The organism is Kluyvera sp. STS39-E, assembly GCF_040932435.1.
Classification (GTDB): domain Bacteria; phylum Pseudomonadota; class Gammaproteobacteria; order Enterobacterales; family Enterobacteriaceae; genus Kluyvera.
Window position 1 is genome coordinate 47,426 of sequence record NZ_JBFQGA010000015.1, and the last position, 17,354, is coordinate 64,779.

12 protein-coding genes are annotated in these 17,354 nt (G+C 54.7%); 8 read left to right on the top strand and 4 right to left on the bottom strand.

The window, feature by feature from the left end; genetic code table 11:
• Positions 1 to 56: 56 nt before the first annotated feature.
• From AB4K05_RS23640 to AB4K05_RS23650, 3 genes are all read left to right on the top strand, one after another.
• Complete coding sequence (locus tag AB4K05_RS23640) at positions 57 to 908, top strand: helix-turn-helix domain-containing protein (RefSeq protein WP_368482131.1); 852 nt, start codon at positions 57 to 59, stop codon at positions 906 to 908.
• A 108-nt stretch (positions 909 to 1,016) separates the two neighbouring features.
• Positions 1,017 to 2,318, top strand: a complete 1,302-nt coding sequence (locus AB4K05_RS23645) for an MFS transporter (protein ID WP_368482132.1) — start codon at positions 1,017 to 1,019, stop codon at positions 2,316 to 2,318.
• Positions 2,319 to 2,344: 26 nt separating this feature from the next.
• Positions 2,345 to 5,008: a family 78 glycoside hydrolase catalytic domain gene (locus tag AB4K05_RS23650; RefSeq protein WP_368482133.1), complete on the top strand. Its 2,664-nt coding sequence runs from the start codon at positions 2,345 to 2,347 to the stop codon at positions 5,006 to 5,008.
• A gap of 88 nt (positions 5,009 to 5,096) precedes the next feature.
• Here AB4K05_RS23650 and AB4K05_RS23655 read toward each other — a convergent pair whose 3' ends face one another.
• The 4 genes from AB4K05_RS23655 to AB4K05_RS23670 all read right to left on the bottom strand — a co-directional run bounded on the left by AB4K05_RS23655 (position 5,097) and on the right by AB4K05_RS23670 (position 10,210).
• Positions 5,097 to 6,266, bottom strand: a complete 1,170-nt coding sequence (locus AB4K05_RS23655; RefSeq protein ID WP_368482134.1) for a fimbrial protein — start codon at positions 6,264 to 6,266, stop codon at positions 5,097 to 5,099.
• Between the two features lies 1 nt (position 6,267).
• The gene (locus tag AB4K05_RS23660) at positions 6,268 to 8,814 is read right to left on the bottom strand and encodes a fimbria/pilus outer membrane usher protein (RefSeq protein ID WP_368482135.1); all 2,547 of its coding nucleotides are present in this window, start codon (positions 8,812 to 8,814) and stop codon (positions 6,268 to 6,270) included.
• Positions 8,815 to 8,821: 7 nt separating this feature from the next.
• Positions 8,822 to 9,514 carry a molecular chaperone gene (locus tag AB4K05_RS23665; RefSeq protein ID WP_368482136.1) on the bottom strand — a complete coding sequence of 231 codons (693 nt, stop codon included), beginning with the start codon at positions 9,512 to 9,514 and terminating at the stop codon, positions 8,822 to 8,824.
• Positions 9,515 to 9,634: 120 nt separating this feature from the next.
• Complete coding sequence (locus tag AB4K05_RS23670) at positions 9,635 to 10,210, bottom strand: fimbrial protein (RefSeq protein WP_368482137.1); 576 nt, start codon at positions 10,208 to 10,210, stop codon at positions 9,635 to 9,637.
• Positions 10,211 to 10,703: 493 nt separating this feature from the next.
• Here AB4K05_RS23670 and flhB point away from each other — a divergent pair, with 493 nt between their 5' ends.
• The 5 genes from flhB (at position 10,704) to AB4K05_RS23695 (ending at position 17,323) form a co-directional block, all read left to right on the top strand.
• The gene (flhB, locus tag AB4K05_RS23675; RefSeq protein ID WP_368482138.1) at positions 10,704 to 11,855 is read left to right on the top strand and encodes a flagellar biosynthesis protein FlhB; all 1,152 of its coding nucleotides are present in this window, start codon (positions 10,704 to 10,706) and stop codon (positions 11,853 to 11,855) included.
• Positions 11,848 to 13,929, top strand: coding sequence for a flagellar biosynthesis protein FlhA (gene flhA / locus AB4K05_RS23680; protein ID WP_368482139.1), 2,082 nt, complete (start codon positions 11,848 to 11,850; stop codon positions 13,927 to 13,929). The genes flhB and flhA overlap by 8 nt, the downstream gene beginning before the upstream one ends.
• Positions 13,929 to 14,321, top strand: a complete 393-nt coding sequence (locus AB4K05_RS23685) for a flagellar protein FlhE (RefSeq protein WP_368482140.1) — start codon at positions 13,929 to 13,931, stop codon at positions 14,319 to 14,321. The genes flhA and AB4K05_RS23685 overlap by 1 nt, the downstream gene beginning before the upstream one ends.
• A 271-nt stretch (positions 14,322 to 14,592) precedes the next feature.
• Positions 14,593 to 16,179, top strand: a complete 1,587-nt coding sequence (locus tag AB4K05_RS23690) for an MFS transporter (protein ID WP_368482141.1) — start codon at positions 14,593 to 14,595, stop codon at positions 16,177 to 16,179.
• Between the two features lie 4 nt (positions 16,180 to 16,183).
• On the top strand, positions 16,184 to 17,323 hold the full coding sequence (locus tag AB4K05_RS23695) for a glycoside hydrolase family 105 protein (protein WP_368482142.1): 1,140 nt from the start codon (positions 16,184 to 16,186) through the stop codon (positions 17,321 to 17,323).
• Positions 17,324 to 17,354: the final 31 nt, after the last annotated feature.

Sequence of the window (17,354 nt, forward strand, 5' to 3'; positions counted from 1 at the left end):
TCCTTGCTATTAGTTAAGGTCGGAATGTTATTACCAAAATAAACTCGGGAGTGCTCATGCGGATACTACGAGATAGTGATTTCTTTCACTCTGATCAACATGCATTTTGCCTTTTCACTATGAACAACCAGCTAATGGAAGGCGTGCATGGGCATGAATTTGATGAACTGGTTATTGTTCGTGATGGAAGCGGGTTTCATATTGTTAATGACATTGTCCACTTTATTTGTAAGGGCGATTTCTTTCTCGTCACAAAAAATGATACTCATAGCTACGTTTCCACTAATCATCTTTCGGTGATTAATATATTAATTCGCAGACATCATAACTTTCATTTTTTACAGAATATCGACACCTTGCTGCAAAGCGTGAAAACGCAACTGCAATCACGCAATGACCGCTCCCTGACTTCGCGTGCGCTGGCCAACATCGAGGCATGGAGCGAACAGATCGTTGCACGTAACGAGAACGACTACGACGCGATCTATTTTTCGCAGTGTGAAGTGGCATTCCTCAATGTTGTCAACACGCTTTGTCAGTGTGGGCGCCAGACGGAGACGCTTAACGCCGAAGAGAGAGGAAGGGCGAGCCTTATCCGAACGCTCAAATCTAACAGCCTTCGGCAGCTCGACTGGGGCGCACTTAGCGATGACAACGGTATCGCACGGCGCACGATGTTTCGCTTTATTAAACGCATTACCGGCTATACCCCGGTGAAATTTCAGATGCTTTTTCGTGTCCTTAAAGCTCAGGAGTTGCTACGTACTACCGATAAAACGGTGAGCGAAATAGCCGCCCGCTGCGGTTTTATGAATGGAATTAGATTAACCGAATCATACCGACGATATTTTAATTACTCACCGACTCATGAACGGGAACTGCATTCTCGCGTGTTAACGCGGATCTGATTTTCGGCTAATAACGACAATCAAACGACTGCAATTTTATCTCAACAATCATCGTGAGAGGGGATTCTGCACGCTTCTCCTTTCGCTCTCAGCATTAAGGGATTCGTCATGGCAAAAAATAAAACGCCCGGCCCTTGGTATATTGGGGTGGTGTCAGGAATGGCATCGTATATAGACTCGGCGGCCATTGTTTCTAATGGTACCGCATTGGTTATTTATCAAAAAAATATTGGCATTACTGCGCTGGAAATTGGCATTTTATCTGGCTTATTAACCCTCTGTATTGCCGCCGGAGCGTTCTGCGGTGGACGTCTTGGTGACCGTATCGGACGGCGTAATGTCTTTATTATCACCATGGCGATGATCGTTCTCGGTACACTAGCGTTAGCCTTTGGACTGAGCTTCCATTTCCTGCTGCTTGGCACTCTGCTGGTGGGGTTGGCGACAGGAGCCGATTTACCGGTTTCGCTGGCGACAATATCGGAGGCTGCCTCTGACGACAATCGCGGCAAGATTATCGGTCTGTCGAATCTGCTCTGGCTGGTGGGTATCGGCGCAACGATGGGTATCTCGGCGGTGGTAGGCGACTGGGGGCAGATTGGCGCACAAATCATGTATATGCACGTCGGTCTGGTGGCAGCGGTATTGCTTATTCTGCGCTGGTCAATTCCCGAATCGCCGCTATGGCTTGCCGCGCGCGATGAACAGCGGCGGGGCGTGGCGACCGTTCGCGCACAGAAAAGCGGCTGGCGTGACCTGCTGGACGCTAAATATCTGTGGCCGTTTCTCTCGCTATGCGCCTTTTACACCTTCACCAATCTGGCTGCTAACACCGGCGGGCAGTTTGGCACCTTTGTGGCCGTCAACGTTGTCGGCATTTCGGTCAGCACAAACTCGCTGTGGGGACTGCTTATTCTGCCCGTGAGCGTGGCATCGGGTCTGCTGTTTATGCGCATTGTGGATACCGACAAACGTATTCCCTTTTTTATCTTCGGCGCGGTGATGATGTCCTGCGGCTACTTCGTGCCTGTACTGCTTAATTTTTCCCCTCTCTCCTGGTTCTGCTGCCTGCTGTTTACCAATATCGGCACCGGCTTTGCCTTTGAAGGGATTATGAAAGTGTGGGCTCAGGAGTCGTTCCCGACCATGCTGCGCGCTACCGCCCAAGGGGTGATTGTTGGCGTGGCGCGTTTGACCTGCGGCCTGCTGGCCTTCGTGACGCCGGTGTTGCTGAGCGCCGGACCGATAGTTCTCTATTGCCTGCTAACGGCAATTGTCGTGGCCGGGATGATCATCGGCTGGCTCTGCTTCCACGGCAGGCAGCGCAATGAATTCAATGCAGAAACGGAAATGGTCGCCACGCCCGGGAGCGCCGTTTCTTCACGCGACACCATGCAGGTAAAAGCCTGAAAAATTAAGTCATTGAGGAAATCACTATGTTGGCCGTAGAAAAAGTAACGCTTAATTATGAAACCACGCTGGCGGGTTGTGAAACGCTCCCGGTGTTCGGCTGGACTATCAGTAGTGCTCTGCGCAATGTTGTTCAGCGCAGTTGGCGGTTGCAGCTGGCAGCGTCGACGCAGTTTGATGAACTACTGTATGACAGCGGCGACATTCACGACGAACGCTCCAATAACATCATCCTGCCGGATATCGAATGCGCCCCTTCAACCCGCTACTACGCGCGGGTGAAGATTACCGATAATCACGGACAGGCAAGCGACTGGAGCCCAGAAGCTTCATTTATCTCCGGGCTACCTGCCGCGGCGTGGCAGGGCGATTTTATCTCTGCGGAAACGCCGCAGGAGAAGGACGTCTCAAAAGGGACGCTGCTGCGCCATGATTTTAGTTTGCCGCAGGCCAACGATATTGTCTCTGCGGTGGTTCACGCCAGCGCGCTGGGGCTGTATCAATTGTGGATCAACGGCGAAAAGGTGGGGTGCGATGAGCTCGCGCCGGGCTGGACCAGCTATCATCATCATCTACTGTACCAGACCTGGGACGTCACTGAGCGTCTGCGCCGTGGGGACAATACCATTGGCGCGATGGTGGGTGCCGGCTGGTATAAAGGTGATATGAGCTTTAACCGCTACCGTAATTACTACGGCGAGCAAACTGGTTTTATTTGTCACCTGGTGGTGACGTTGCGTGACGGGAGCCAGCAGGTGATCGCCAGCGGCGCTGACTGGCAGGCAAGCGACTCGGCGATTCTGTTCTCCGAAATTTACGACGGCGAAATTTATGATGCGCGCCGCGAACAACGCGGTTGGTGTGAACCGGGCTTTGACGCCCGGGGCTGGCGCACGGTGAGCGTACTTGCCGTGGACCGTGCGGTGTTGCAACCCCAGACCGCTTGCCCGGTAAGGGAAATAGAGCGGCTCGCTCCGTGGTCGCTCTTCACTACGCCGAAGGGGGAAACGGTGCTTGATTTTGGCCAGAACCTCAGCGGTTGGGTCGAATTTAAGGTGCGAGGGGCCGAGGGCGATAACGTATCGCTGCGCCATTTTGAGGTTCTGGACGCGGAGGGAAACGTCTATCTGGCGAACCTGAGAACGGCAAAGCAGCGGGTTGACTACACCCTGCGCGGGGGGGAAGAGGAGCGATATCATCCGCACTTTACCTTCCAGGGCTTCCGTTATGTGATGATTGAACGCTGGCCGGGAACACCGAAACTTGACGATTTTGTGGCGGTGGTTCTGCATTCAGCGATGACCCCGACCGGTTCCATTGAAACCTCAAATGCTGAGCTTAATCAGTTGCATCACAATATTCTCTGGGGGCTGAAGGGAAACTTTGTCGATATCCCAACGGATTGCCCGCAGCGTGACGAACGCCTTGGCTGGACGGGTGATGCACAGATTTTCTGTCGTACCGCCAGCTATCTGATGCAGACGCACACCTTCTTTGCTAAGTGGTTAGCGGATCTTGCGCATGATCAGACGGCTGAAGGCGGTGTACCGCACGTGATCCCCGATATCCTGACCGGTAAATGCGATAACGACCGCTTCCTGTCTCATGGCCGCACCCACTCGTCCGCTGCGTGGGCCGATGCGGCGGTGATTAATCCATGGACGCTATATCTGATGTATGGCGATACTCAAACGCTGGCACGCCAGTACGGCAGCATGAAGGCGTGGGTGGAATTCATGAGGGCAAATGCGGTCGACAATATGTGGTCGTGGAAGCTGCAGTTTGGCGACTGGGTGGCGCTGGATGCCCGCGAGGGGAGCTATTTTGGCGCGACGCCGAACGAGTTAACCTGCATGGCTTACTATGCGTTATCAACGCTACTGCTGGCAAAGTCAGCGAAAGTGCTCGGTCATATGGAAGACGCTGAACGCTACGAGGAACTGCATGCGTCGATTGTTGACAGCTTCCACCGCGAGTTCTTCACCCCGAACGGCAGGCTGGCGGCGAGAACGCAAACCGCGCACATTCTGGCGCTGTACTTCCAACTGGTACCGGAGGCCTACCGTGAGCGCACGGTGCAAACCCTGCTGGCGCTGCTGGAAGAGCAGGATGGTCATCTGGTGACTGGGTTCGTCGGTACGCCATACTTCTGCCATGCGCTCAGTGAGAACGGTCAGGCCGATGCGGCGTGGCAACTGCTGATGAAGGATGATTTCCCTTCTTGGCTTTATCAGGTCAAGGCCGGGGCGACCACTGTCTGGGAGCACTGGGACGGGATGAAGCCGGACGGCACCATGTGGAGCCCGGACATGAACTCGTTTAATCATTATGCCTATGGTGCTATCGGAGAGTGGTTATACCGCGCAGCAGCAGGGATCAATACGCAAGAGGCCGCACCGGGATTCAAACGTTCCGTACTGCACCCCATCCCTGGAGGGGATCTTACCTGGCTGAAGGCCCGTTATACATCGGTGTATGGTGATATCAACGTTGACTGGACTCTCGATTCGGTTGAGGGGTGTCAAACCGTGACGCTTGAGGTTAAAATCCCGGCCAATACCCGCTCTACGTTGATTCTCGATCGCGCACATACTGTGCTGGAGACGGATGATATCGACTTTACGCCAACGGCGGCGGGCTATTGCGCTGAGGTGGGGTCGGGACGTTATCGGATCATCTTCCAGCGTTAGTCAGATGATGGCAACGGCGGCAAGGCGCCGTTGCCAGTCAGCGCAGGAAAACACTGATAGTAAACAACGTGCAGTTCCTGAGCCGCTATCACTTTAAATCCATCTTCACCGTCACATTCCCCTCGAATTTCCCCGCCGTGGGGCGGGCGGCAGTGGTGCTGACCGGGGCAGCCTGAATATGCACGGTGCCATCGCCGCTTTCATCTACCGTGACCGGGAATTCATATGTGCCGTCCAACTGCACGTTCTGGCTGTCTTCAGTATACACCCTCACTCCTAGGTCATCGCGACCGATCAATTTGGCGATTAACGCATTGCTGTTATCCACCACGCCTTGATCGGCGGTTAACGTCAGCTTGATTTTGTCGCTCTTGCCGACGGCGTTACCGTCGCAGTGGTAAGAGATGTCCACCGCTTTTAGCGCGTAACCGGAAGGCGGCTGCCCGCGGGTGACAAACTGCGAACTGACAATATTGCCCAAATCTACCTCAATAGTGCTTCCGGCATTGATGGTGCAACTCAGCGGCGCGGAGAGGGTGCCGCCCAGATAAACATCGGCCACATGCGTTGCGTATTGGAAGTCAGCGGTGGCACAGCCCGTCGTATTGGTGTAACAGATAGACTCATAGTATTGCACCACGATAGTCTGAGGGATGGTTGCCACGCCGAGAATAGGCTTTTTGATATACATCTTGGCGCTGATCACACTCCATTTGTAGGTATTTTGCGCCACCGTCACGCCAACAGGCATATCGTGACAGACATTGTAAGCACTTGGTTTTTTCTGGCCCGACTGCGCTCTGTTTCTCGTCACTGTCGGATACTCGGTGATGGGAATCCTGACCCCCGAGATATCATCCGAATGGTTGGCGGCCTGATAGACGCCTTCAACATGCACATCGAGGTTCTCGGTCAGAAAACCATAATTGACCCCACCGACAGAGACACCGGTAGCCAGCGGGCTTCCTACCCACTGGTACTCATAGATGTTCGTCGTGCTAATCACGTTAGGAGGGCACTTGCAGCTGGCTTCCACTGCCGCGCCCCCTGTAGCGACAATGGGCGAATCAACATTCCCGGCAGGGCCAATGATATTACCAGCGGTGTTATTGGCGGATTCGATGTCATCGTTGAGCAGGATGTCGTAGCGTTGTATCCCCGCAGCAAAACAGTTAGTGAGTATGGTGGCCCGCGCCGTGCCGGAGATCAGCAAGCCAGACAGGGCGATAGATAAAAAGAGGGTGAGTGATGGTTTCATATTATTGCGCCTGTTGAGAGAGCTGCTGGCACGTAGCGTGCAGGTAACGGATGCCGTTCGGGCTGGCGGCCTGCTGTTCGGCGGCTAGGTTGATGGTGGCGGTACACTGTTGATCCGGCGCATTTCCCCACTGCACCTGGAGCGGCATCTGATCGGCCACGCCCGCGAGGTAGAGTGTGCCGGTATCATCCACGATACCGCTGATGGCCAGCGATTTAACCGTCGCCATCGCGCCAAACGGCACCGCCGCGCCGTTGGGGCGTGTTAAGGTGAGCAGCACGCGATAACCGACGTGTGCCTCAAACGTGGCGCTCACGGCGGCGTTGCGCGACGGGATCACCGTCACGGCGGTTTCACCGGTATCGACATCTTCCGGCAGGCTGCTGGCATCAACGCGGATCTGGTTTTCCTGATACGGGGTTAACGATGGGATCACCGCGTTGCCCTGCCAGTCGGTACGCACGCCGCGCTGGTTCTGGAAGCGCACGCCTGTTGCGCCGCTGGCGCTGACGATAGCAAACTGGCTGCCGAGCGGCTGCGCCAGCGTCACGCCGTGCGGGTGGGCGACCAGCGCGCCACTAACGCCGTAATTCAGGCGCTGCGTGTTATCCGAGCCGTAGGCGTAACCGGCGTTGAAGTTGGCATACTGCGAGCTATAGCCGCCATTGAGGTTGCTGGCATCGCCGCCGCCGTGGTTGGTATGGCTTTGCTGGAACGAGTAGCTCAGACGGTTGTCATCCAGCAGCGTACCGCTGACGCCAAGGTTTTGCTGGGTATCGCCATGCTTGCTGTTGCTGAGGCTGTAGCTGCTCCTGGCGTTCGGCAGCCATTTACTTAACGGGATACTCACGCCGCAGGAGAACATCTGGTCGCCCTGCTGGCCGTCGCTTTTGCTGTAGGAGTAAGCTAGGTTGACGCTGATGTCGCCAATTGTGGTGTTCAGGCCCGCCGAAAGGCTGCGTTCTTTGTATGACGTACTCCAGTAATCCTGCTGATAACCGCTCAGGTAAAGGCTGGCGCCCGCCACGCTCTGGCTGATGCTGGCCTGCACGCGGTTACGTTTGTTGTAGTTGAACATCAGGTCGTCTTCATTGCCGTCGTAACGCTGGTTGGCATCGGCAAAGCTGTAATAGCCTTGGGTGGAGTAGCGATAGCTGGCCAGCGTCAGATTGGTATCCGTAGCGTCAATTTTCTTGGTGTAGAGCAGGCGGTAAGACTGGCCGCTGTGCTGGGTGTCGTTATCGAGCGTTGTTTTCGCTACCGTCACGTCAGCAGACAGCGAACCAAATTCCCCCAACGCTACGCCCGCGCCGCTGTTGAGCGCCTGATAGTCTTGCGCAGCGGTGACGCCGCCAAACAGCGTAATGGCGTTGTGCACACCGTAAATCAGGCTGCCCTGGGCGAACGCCGGCTCGTGCTGGCCGCTGTCGCTGTCGGCGCGGTAGCGTCCGGCGGTCACTTCGTATTTAAAATGCCCGGGGCGCTGCATCACCGCGACGCTGGAATAGGGCTGGGTAAAGTGACGCTCGCTGCCGTCGGCCTCTTTGATGGTCACCTCCAGATCGCCGCTGTTAGTGGTGGAGTAGAGATCGTTAATTTCAAACGCGCCGGGGGCGACATTTTGCTGATAGATAAGGTAACCGTTCTGGCGCACCGACACTTCGGCGTTGGAGCTGGCGATGCCGCGAATGGTGGGCGCATAGCCGCGCTCGCTGTAAGGCTGCATTTCGTCGTCGGAGGCGAGGTTCACGCCGCGATATTGCACGCTGTCAAACACATCGCCGCGAGTGCTGCTTTCGCCACCGGTAAACTGCGCCCGCAGGGTGTCGATATCGTGCTGTAAATAGGTGTTGATGGCCTCCCAGCTTTGGCTGCCGTCGGTGTTGCTCCAGGTGGAATAATGGCGCAGCCGCCAGCCGCCCAGGTTCATGCCGCTGCGCAAGTTCAGGAATTGGTTGCGGCTGGTGCTGTGGTTGCTGTCCTGGTTTTGCGAGCCGGAAAAGCTGTAGTTGGCAAAGGCGACGGGCACGCCGTCATCCCAGCGTGACGGGTCAATATAGTCTTTGCCCATGCCCGCCAGCGCAGCCTGTGGAATACTCAGGCGCAGCGTCATCGCCGTGAAATCAAGCTCCGCCAGCGCCTGCGGAATATAGTTGCCCAACGGTTTGGGCAACGGTTTTGTGGCGTCAAGCGCGGCTAATTCAGGGTATTTATCTACCGCCACGTTCCACTTGCGCAGCATCGCGGGCGTAAGCTGCGGCGCCAGACCGCCGCCGTCGTGGGCAAGATAGGTGATGTTCGTGTCGTCCAGCAGGTTGCCATTCACCCGAATGCGCGAGGCATACACGCCAGGCAACTGCGCGCCAGACTGCGAAAACAGGGAAAGGTCGATATCCTGCTGCGTGATGCCGTTGCCTTCCAGCGAGGTCGGCGAAAAGCCATACTCGCGGGCGTTTGCCGTGCCAATGGCGGCCAGCAGCGCGACGCTAAGCAGACTAAGCCGCCAGCGGTGCCGGTTACGTCGTAGCGAAGGGCCCGGTGCGAGCATCAAACGATTAACCCTGCGTCAGCATGGTGGTGTGCTTATCCGACGCATTGCCGTAATCGGTAATGCAGCGCCAGCTTACGCTGTTACCCTGGGCGTTTTTCGGCAGCGGGATATCGGCCCGCGCGTGCGGGGCGACCATATCGGCTTTCTCCAGCTTACTGTTGCCAAGCTGCAAGGAGTCGAACACACTGTGAAACGCGCCATCGTTAATCACCGTTAACTGATCGCCACGGCGGGTAAAGCGCAGCTTCTGGCAGGTTTCCTCCGCCGAGCCGGGAAGATCGCGCGGGCGAAAGAATAGCTTGAGCCGCGTTTTGTAGTTCAGGCGCAGCATGTTTTTCCCCTCGTCGACTTTATCCGCGCCGGGAATGGTGCGCACGTTCATGTAAAACAGCGACTCTCGATCGGTGGGAAGCGGCATACCGTTCCAGGCAATACGCAGGCTTTGCTCTTTTTGTGGGTCAAGACGAAATAGTGGCGGGGTGACGATAAACGGCCCGCGAGTTTTCCCGTCGCCAGTGTCGGTCCAGGACTGCACCAGCCACGGCAGTTCTTGCTCTTTATTAGTTATCGGCAGGGCGATCTCTTTTTTTTCGGCGTTATAAACCAAGCGCGTGCGGCCAATCTGAATACCCGCCGCGTAGCTAACGGAAGTCACTATTAGAGGAATGCATAATAAAATCTGAGATACCGTACGCATAATCTCAACTTATATTTGATAGTTGTGTTCCGTTGGCGGGAAATAGTCAGTGCGGGGGCGTGGCTATTTTCCGCCTCATCTTTTTGATGAAATGATATTTTCTAAATCAATAATTTTATATTAATGATAAACTATATTTATAGTCATATCCGCATCCGCCGGGCCAGCGGTGACAGCGGCGGCGTATGATTTATAACGCGCGTTGAGGCTGGCCGTAATACTGGTACCTGCAGTTGAGGGAAGTGGTATAAAGACTTGTCCTTCAGTGCCATCCATTTTAATAAGCGTCGTATCGCTGCCTTCCTCGCTCACGGCAATACCCACCCCTGTTGCAGCGGTGGTACCTTCTGTGGTGATTTTACTGACATCCAGCAGCGTATCTGAGCCTGTCTCCGTGGTTGTTCCGTTAAAAGTAAGCTGGACCATAGGAAGGCCGTCGCTTGTTACGGGGCAGTCTTTTAAAGTAATGATAAAGGGGGCTAGCGAGGATTCAGCGCCGATGGTGCCAAACGTCGACTTCACCCAGGTGCCTAAATCGACGGTACTGTCTGTTCCGGTATCCCCTTCAATAACACAGCTGGGTTCGACAATTTGACCGGTGAAATGAATTTTACCGGCGTTGTTTTCAGCGGCGAAGGCGGGAGCTGAAGTGAGCGCAAGCAGGATGGTGGATATTGCCGTTACTTTAATGTCCATAACCATAGATCCTTAATGGTGGTAATCCATAATATTTTATCGAATAGAATTTATTTCAAATAGGAGGTGGGGTCAATACATAACATATTATTAATAATCTGATAAATATATTATGTGGTATAGGTCACGAGATGGATTGTAATCAAAGTTGCGTAGCTTTGATAAGCGTAAATATGTCGCAATCGTCAATGGAGTGACAATAATTTGGACTGTCATAAATGATTTTTATTATGCAGGTCTAATATATTCTAAATGCTGATGCTTTATCCGTAATTTACTTCGGTAGACGAGGATTTGTTTATTTTTTAAATGTTTATTGTTAACAATATACGGATTATTTTCTCTTATTCCGAAAATGACATCTCTGATGGGTAAAAAAAGTCCGTTATCTGACAAATGAGACAATAAGCGGGCGTTATCGAGGCTATTCGACCCATTGGATACCTGCGTTTCTGGCACGATCGATGTTCCACCATGGCAATGGGCGTAGGCAGTGGCAGAAGAGAGCGACGACGACAAAACAGAAGCCCCCACACCCCAAAAGCTTGAAAAAGCACGAGAGGAAGGGCAGATACCGCGATCCCGCGAGCTAACATCGTTACTGATGTTGCTGGTGGGTGTTTGTGTTATCTGGCTGGGCGGGGAGTCCCTTGCCCGTCGTTTGGCGAATCTTCTCTCGGGAGGATTGCGCTTCGATCACAGCATTATCAGCGATCCCAATCTCATTCTCGGACAAATCATTCAACTGTTAAAAGAGGCCATGTTTGGCCTGATGCCGCTGATTGTTGGCTGCGTCGTGGTGGCGTTGATCGCGCCGATGATGCTCGGTGGTTTGGTGTTTAGCGGCAAATCGCTGGCCTTCAAGTTCGACAAGCTAAACCCGTTGCCCGGCATTAAGCGCATGTTCTCAGCGCAAACGGCGGCGGAGTTGATGAAAGCCATTATGAAGGCTGTATTGATGGGCAGCGTGGCGGGCATGTTTATGTGGTTTCACTGGCCGCAGATGATGCGTCTGGTGAGCGAATCGCCGTTCGCCGCCATGGGCAATGCGCTGAATATGGTCGGCCTATGCGCGCTGCTGGTGGCGTTAGGGATTATCCCGATGGTCGGTTTTGATGTCTTTTGGCAGATCCACAGCCATCTGAAAAAACTGCGCATGTCGCGTCAGGATATTCGCGATGAATTTAAACAAAGCGAAGGCGACCCGCACGTTAAAGGCCGTATCCGCCAGATGCAGCATGCGGCGGCGCGGCGCAGGATGATGGCCGATGTGCCAAAAGCCGACGTTATCGTTAATAACCCAACCCACTATTCGGTGGCATTGCAGTATGACGAAAACAAAATGAGCGCCCCGAAAGTGGTGGCGAAAGGTGCGGGGCTGGTGGCCCTGCGCATTCGCGAAATTGGCGAAGAGAATCGTATTCCGATGCTGGAAGCGCCGCCGCTTGCGCGAGCGCTGTATCGTCATGCGGATATCGGCCAGCAGATCCCCGGCGCTTTGTACGCTGCCGTTGCGGAAGTGCTGGCATGGGTATGGCAGTTGAAACGCTGGAAACTGGCAGGCGGCACGCAGCCGAAAAAACCGGATAACTTACCGGTGCCTGAGGCACTGGATTTTTTGAACGAGAAGGACTCTGATGGCTAATCTTGTCGCAATGTTGCGTCTTCCCAGCAACCTGAAATCAACCCAATGGCAGGTGCTCGCCGGTCCGGTGCTGATCCTGTTGATTCTGTCGATGATGGTGCTGCCGCTGCCAGCGTTCGCACTCGACCTGTTGTTCACCTTTAACATCGCGCTTTCCATCATGGTGCTGTTGGTGGCGATGTTCACCCAGCGGACGCTGGAATTCGCCGCCTTCCCGACCATTTTGCTGTTCACCACGCTATTGCGCTTGGCACTGAACGTGGCCTCGACCCGTATTATCCTCATGGAAGGACATACCGGCGGTGCCGCGGCGGGTAAGGTGGTTGAAGCGTTTGGTCATTTCCTAGTCGGCGGTAACTTTGCTATCGGGATCGTGGTGTTCGTGATTCTGGTCATCATCAACTTTATGGTTATCACCAAGGGGGCGGGGCGTATTGCGGAAGTTGGCGCACGTTTCGTCCTTGATGGGATGCCGGGTAAACAGATGGCGATCGATGCCGATCTCAATGCCGGCATTATCGGGGAAGATGAAGCGAAAAAACGCCGCTCTGAGGTAACGCAGGAAGCGGATTTCTACGGTTCTATGGACGGTGCCAGTAAGTTTGTTCGCGGTGACGCCATCGCCGGCATCCTTATTATGGTGATTAACGTCATCGGCGGTCTGCTGGTGGGTGTACTGCAGCATGGGATGGAGCTGGGCAAAGCGGCGGAGTCGTATACGTTGCTGACCATCGGTGATGGTCTCGTCGCTCAGATCCCGGCGCTGGTTATCTCGACTGCAGCGGGCGTTATCGTCACCCGCGTGAGTACCGATCAGGACGTCGGCGAGCAGATGGTGGGCCAGCTGTTCAGTAACCCGCGGGTGATGATGCTCAGCGCAGGGGTGCTCGGTTTGCTTGGCTTGGTGCCGGGTATGCCAAACTTTGTGTTCTTACTGTTCACCGCCGCGCTGCTGGGGCTGGCGTGGTGGGTACGTGGCCGTGAAATTAAGGCACCGGATCAGCCGCAGCCGGTGAAAGCCGCAGAGAACACAACCCAAGCGGTTGAGGCCACTTGGAGCGATGTGCAGCTTGAGGACACGCTGGGCATGGAGGTGGGCTATCGGTTGATCCCGATGGTGGACTTCCAGCAGGATGGTGAGCTTTTAGGGCGCATTCGCAGCATCCGTAAAAAGTTTGCCCAGGAAATGGGCTTCCTGCCGCCGGTGGTGCATATCCGCGACAACATGGATCTGTCGCCGGCCCGCTACCGCATCTTGCTTAAGGGCGTCGAAATTGGCAGCGGTGAAGCCTATCCGGGACGTTGGTTGGCGATCAACCCCGGCACTGCGGCGGGTACGCTTCCCGGCGAGGTGACGACCGATCCGGCGTTTGGGTTGGACGCCATCTGGATTGAAAGCGCGCTGAAAGAGCAGGCGCAGATTCAGGGCTTCACGGTGGTGGAAGCCAGTACCGTGGTGGCAACGCATCTCAACCATCTGATAAGCCTGCATTCATCGGAACTGTTTGGCCGTCAGGAAGCGCAGCAGCTGCTTGATCGCGTAACACAAGATATGCCTAAGCTGACAGAGGATCTGGTTCCGGGCGTTGTGACGCTCACCACGCTGCACAAGGTGTTGCAAAATCTGTTGGATGAGAAGGTGCCAATCCGCGATATGCGCACCATTTTGGAGACGCTGGCGGAACATGCGCCGATTCAGGCCGATCCGGGCGAGCTGACGTCTGTTGTGCGCGTGGCGCTGGGTCGTGCGATTACGCAACGCTGGTTCCCGGGTAATGACGAAGTGCAGGTTATCGGTTTGGATACTCCACTGGAACGCCTGTTGCTGCAGGCATTGCAGGGCGGCGGTGGCTTGGAGCCGGGGCTGGCTGACCGTTTGCTGGCCCAGTCGCAGGAGGCGCTGGCGCGTCAGGAAATGCTTGGCGCACCGCCGGTGCTGCTGGTTAATCACGCTCTGCGTCCGCTGCTGTCGCGCTTCCTGCGTCGCAGCCTGCCGCAGCTGGTGGTACTGTCGAATCTGGAGCTGTCCGATAACCGAAATATCCGTATGACGGCGACCATTGGAGGGAAATAATGGCTAAATGGCTACTGTTACTGTGTGTGCCCTTTTGGGCGCAGGCGGCGGGCGAGGGAGCTTGGCAGGCCAGCGCCATGGGCGTCACGCTGAATCATCGCGGCCAAGCGGCATCTTCCGTGCCGTTGGCCTCTTCCCAACCGGTCCAGGGGATGACTACGCGCGTGGCTTGGACCATCCAGTTAAATGGTCCGACTCCCGCCGGGCTGCGTACTAGGCTGTGTTCGCTTACCCGCTGCGTTGAACTGGATGGGCTCAGCGGCACCACAATGGCGTTTAGCCAAGTGTCGGCGGCGGAGCCGTTTCGTTTTATTTGGGAAGTTCCGGGCGGCGGGAGATTAATCCCAGCCCTGCGGGTGCAAAGCATCCAACTTATTGTTAACTACCGCTAATCGCTGCGCTTTTCACCAATCGCCACCGGATTCTGGTGGCGACCTCGCATTTCTGACCCCCGCTTTTGAAAGTAAAGAAACGTTGTTTTATAAATCAGTGACACTTGTGCCATGACTCTTTGCATTTTTGCCAATCCCGCTAATGGGCTGGCAGAAATAGGAAGGTATCCCATCACGCTTACTTTTACTGTAGCCGTGTCAGTACTCCTTTTGGCATAGCCCTGGCTTACCCGGGGGAGATTCATAATAAAAGACACGGGATTGACGGCTAATGACTAGAACGCGAAAAATTGGATTGGCGAACTACTTCGCCTACGGCTCGGGCGATTTTCTCGGCGCGGGAACTACCGCGCTAACCGCCGCCTGGCTTCTCTACTTCTACACCACGTTTTGTGGATTATCTCCTATTGAAGCCACGTTTATCTTTGCCACGGCAAGGGTTCTGGACGCGGTAGTGAGCCCGTTAATGGGCTTCTTGACCGATAACTTTGGCTCTACCTGGTTTGGTAAGCGTTTTGGTCGCCGTAAGTTCTTTATCCTGCTGGGGATCCCTTGCGTGTTCAGCTATTCCTTTATGTGGATAGGGGACATGAGTTTCTGGTACTACCTCGTCACGTATCTGATTTTTGACGTGGTCTACACCATGATTTTGGTGCCATACGAAACATTGGTGCCGGAAATGACCGACGATTTCAAACAGAAGACCAAATTCTCCGGCGCGCGTATCGGCATGGCGCAGATGTCGGCGATTCTGGCCTCCTTCCTGCCGGGTATTCTGTTAAACCATTTTGGCAAAGACAATGCGGTCTCCTTCTTCTACGCCAGTCTGGTGTTCTCTGTGCTGTGCGCCATCATGCTGACGCTGGTCTGGTTCTTTACTTGGGAGCGTCCGCGCGAAGAGTGGACCGAAGCGGCGCTGAAGGCGGAAGAAGAGAAGAAACATCTCTCCTTTACCCAGAGCATGAACCGTCTGTTTGTTGAACTTAGCTCAACGCTGCGTATTAAAATTTTCCGTCAGCACCTGGGGATGTACCTCGGGGGCTATATTGCCCAGGACGTGTTTAACGCCGTCTTCACCTATTACGTGGTCTTTGTGTTGATGCAGGAAGCGTCAATGGCGTCCAACCTGCTCGGTACGATGGCTATCTTCCAGTTCATCGCCGTTATTGCCATGATCCCGCTGTGTATTCGTTTTGGACCGGCGCCGTCATATCGGATGGTGGTGGTGCTATTTGGCCTCGGCTCGATCTCCTACGCTGCGCTCTACTACGCGGGTATGAGCGATATCTACGCGCTGTTGCTGCTTATCTCCGCCATCACCGGTCTGGGCCGTGGCGGGATCAACTATGTACCGTGGAACACCTATACCTATATTTCTGATGTGGATGAAGTCATTACCGGCCAGCGCCGCGAAGGGATCTTCGCTGGGATCATGACCCTGACCCGCAAAGCTTCTCAGGCGGGCGCCGTTATGCTGGTGGGGATCATCATGCAGCTGTCAGGTTTTGTTTCAGGCCAGAAAGTGCAGCCACCGGAAGTAAGCCATACCATTTTGATGATCCTCAGTATGGGCACGATTGTGGTACTGATCTGCGGTTTCTTGGTCTCTTTACGCTTCAAGCTGAACCTGAAAACCCACAGCGTACTGCGTGAAGAAACCGCCAAAATGCGCACTACCGGCCACGCGATGCCTGAATCTGTAACGCCGCAGGCGCGTGCCACCGTCGAAATGCTGGCGGGGATGCCTTATGAATGCCTGTGGGGTAATAACAACATTGGCTACCTGAATCGTAATAAACCTGCCGCACCTTCTTTGAAGCAGGCAACACCATTGAATTCGACTTACAACAGAGGTTAAAGATATGAAAGTTTGGCCCGTCAAACATAGCCCATTATTACGTCAACCGGAGCACTTTATCTCCCGGGAAGAGCTGAAAGCCTTGATTCAGACGGTGACGAACAATTTGGTGAACATCAAGGATGAGACTGGCCAATTTCTGCTGCGTCTCGACGATGGCCGTGTGATTGACACGAAAGGTTGGGCCGGCTGGGAGTGGACCCACGGTGTCGGTTTGTACGGTATTTACCAGTACTACCAGCAGACCGGCGATATCGCGATGCGCGACATCATCGATAGCTGGTTTGCCGACCGTTTTGCCGAAGGTGCAACGACTAAGAACGTCAATACCATGGCGCCGTTCCTGACGCTGGCCTATCGCTACGAAGAGACGGGTAACCCGGCGTATCTGCCATGGCTTGATAGCTGGGCCGAGTGGGCAATGAACGACATGCCGCGCACTGAGCACGGCGGTATGCAGCACATTACGCTTGCCGAGGAAAACCATCAGCAAATGTGGGATGACACGCTGATGATGACCGTTCTGCCGCTGGCGAAAATCGGCAAGCTGCTTAACCGTCCGCAATACGTGGAAGAAGCGGTGTATCAGTTTATGCTGCATGTGCAGAACCTGATGGACCGGGAAACCGGCCTGTGGTTCCACGGCTGGAGCTATGAAGGCAACCATAACTTCGCCAATGCAAGATGGGCACGCGGCAATAGCTGGTTGACTATCGTCATTCCGGATTTCCTCGAGCTTGTGGACCTGCCAGAAAATAACGCAGTGCGTCGTTATCTGGTGCAGGTGCTGAATGCGCAAATTGCGGCGCTGGCGAAGTGTCAGGACCAGAGCGGCCTGTGGCATACGCTGTTGGACGATCCTAACTCTTATTTGGAAGCTTCAGCGACCGCCGGCTTTGCCTACGGCATTCTCAAAGCGGTGCGTAAACGCTACGTGGGGCCTGAGTATGCCGAAGTGGCGGAGAAGGCGATGAAAGGGATTGTTGAGCACGTCTCACCTGAAGGGGAGCTGATGCAGACCTCGTTTGGTACCGGAATGGGTTCTAACCTCGATTTCTACCGCGAGATCCCGCTGACCTCAATGCCGTACGGCCAAGCAATGGCGATTCTGTGCCTGACCGAATATTTGCGTAAGTTCTTCTAAGTACGGCCACTTTGAAAACCCGACTGCTTCG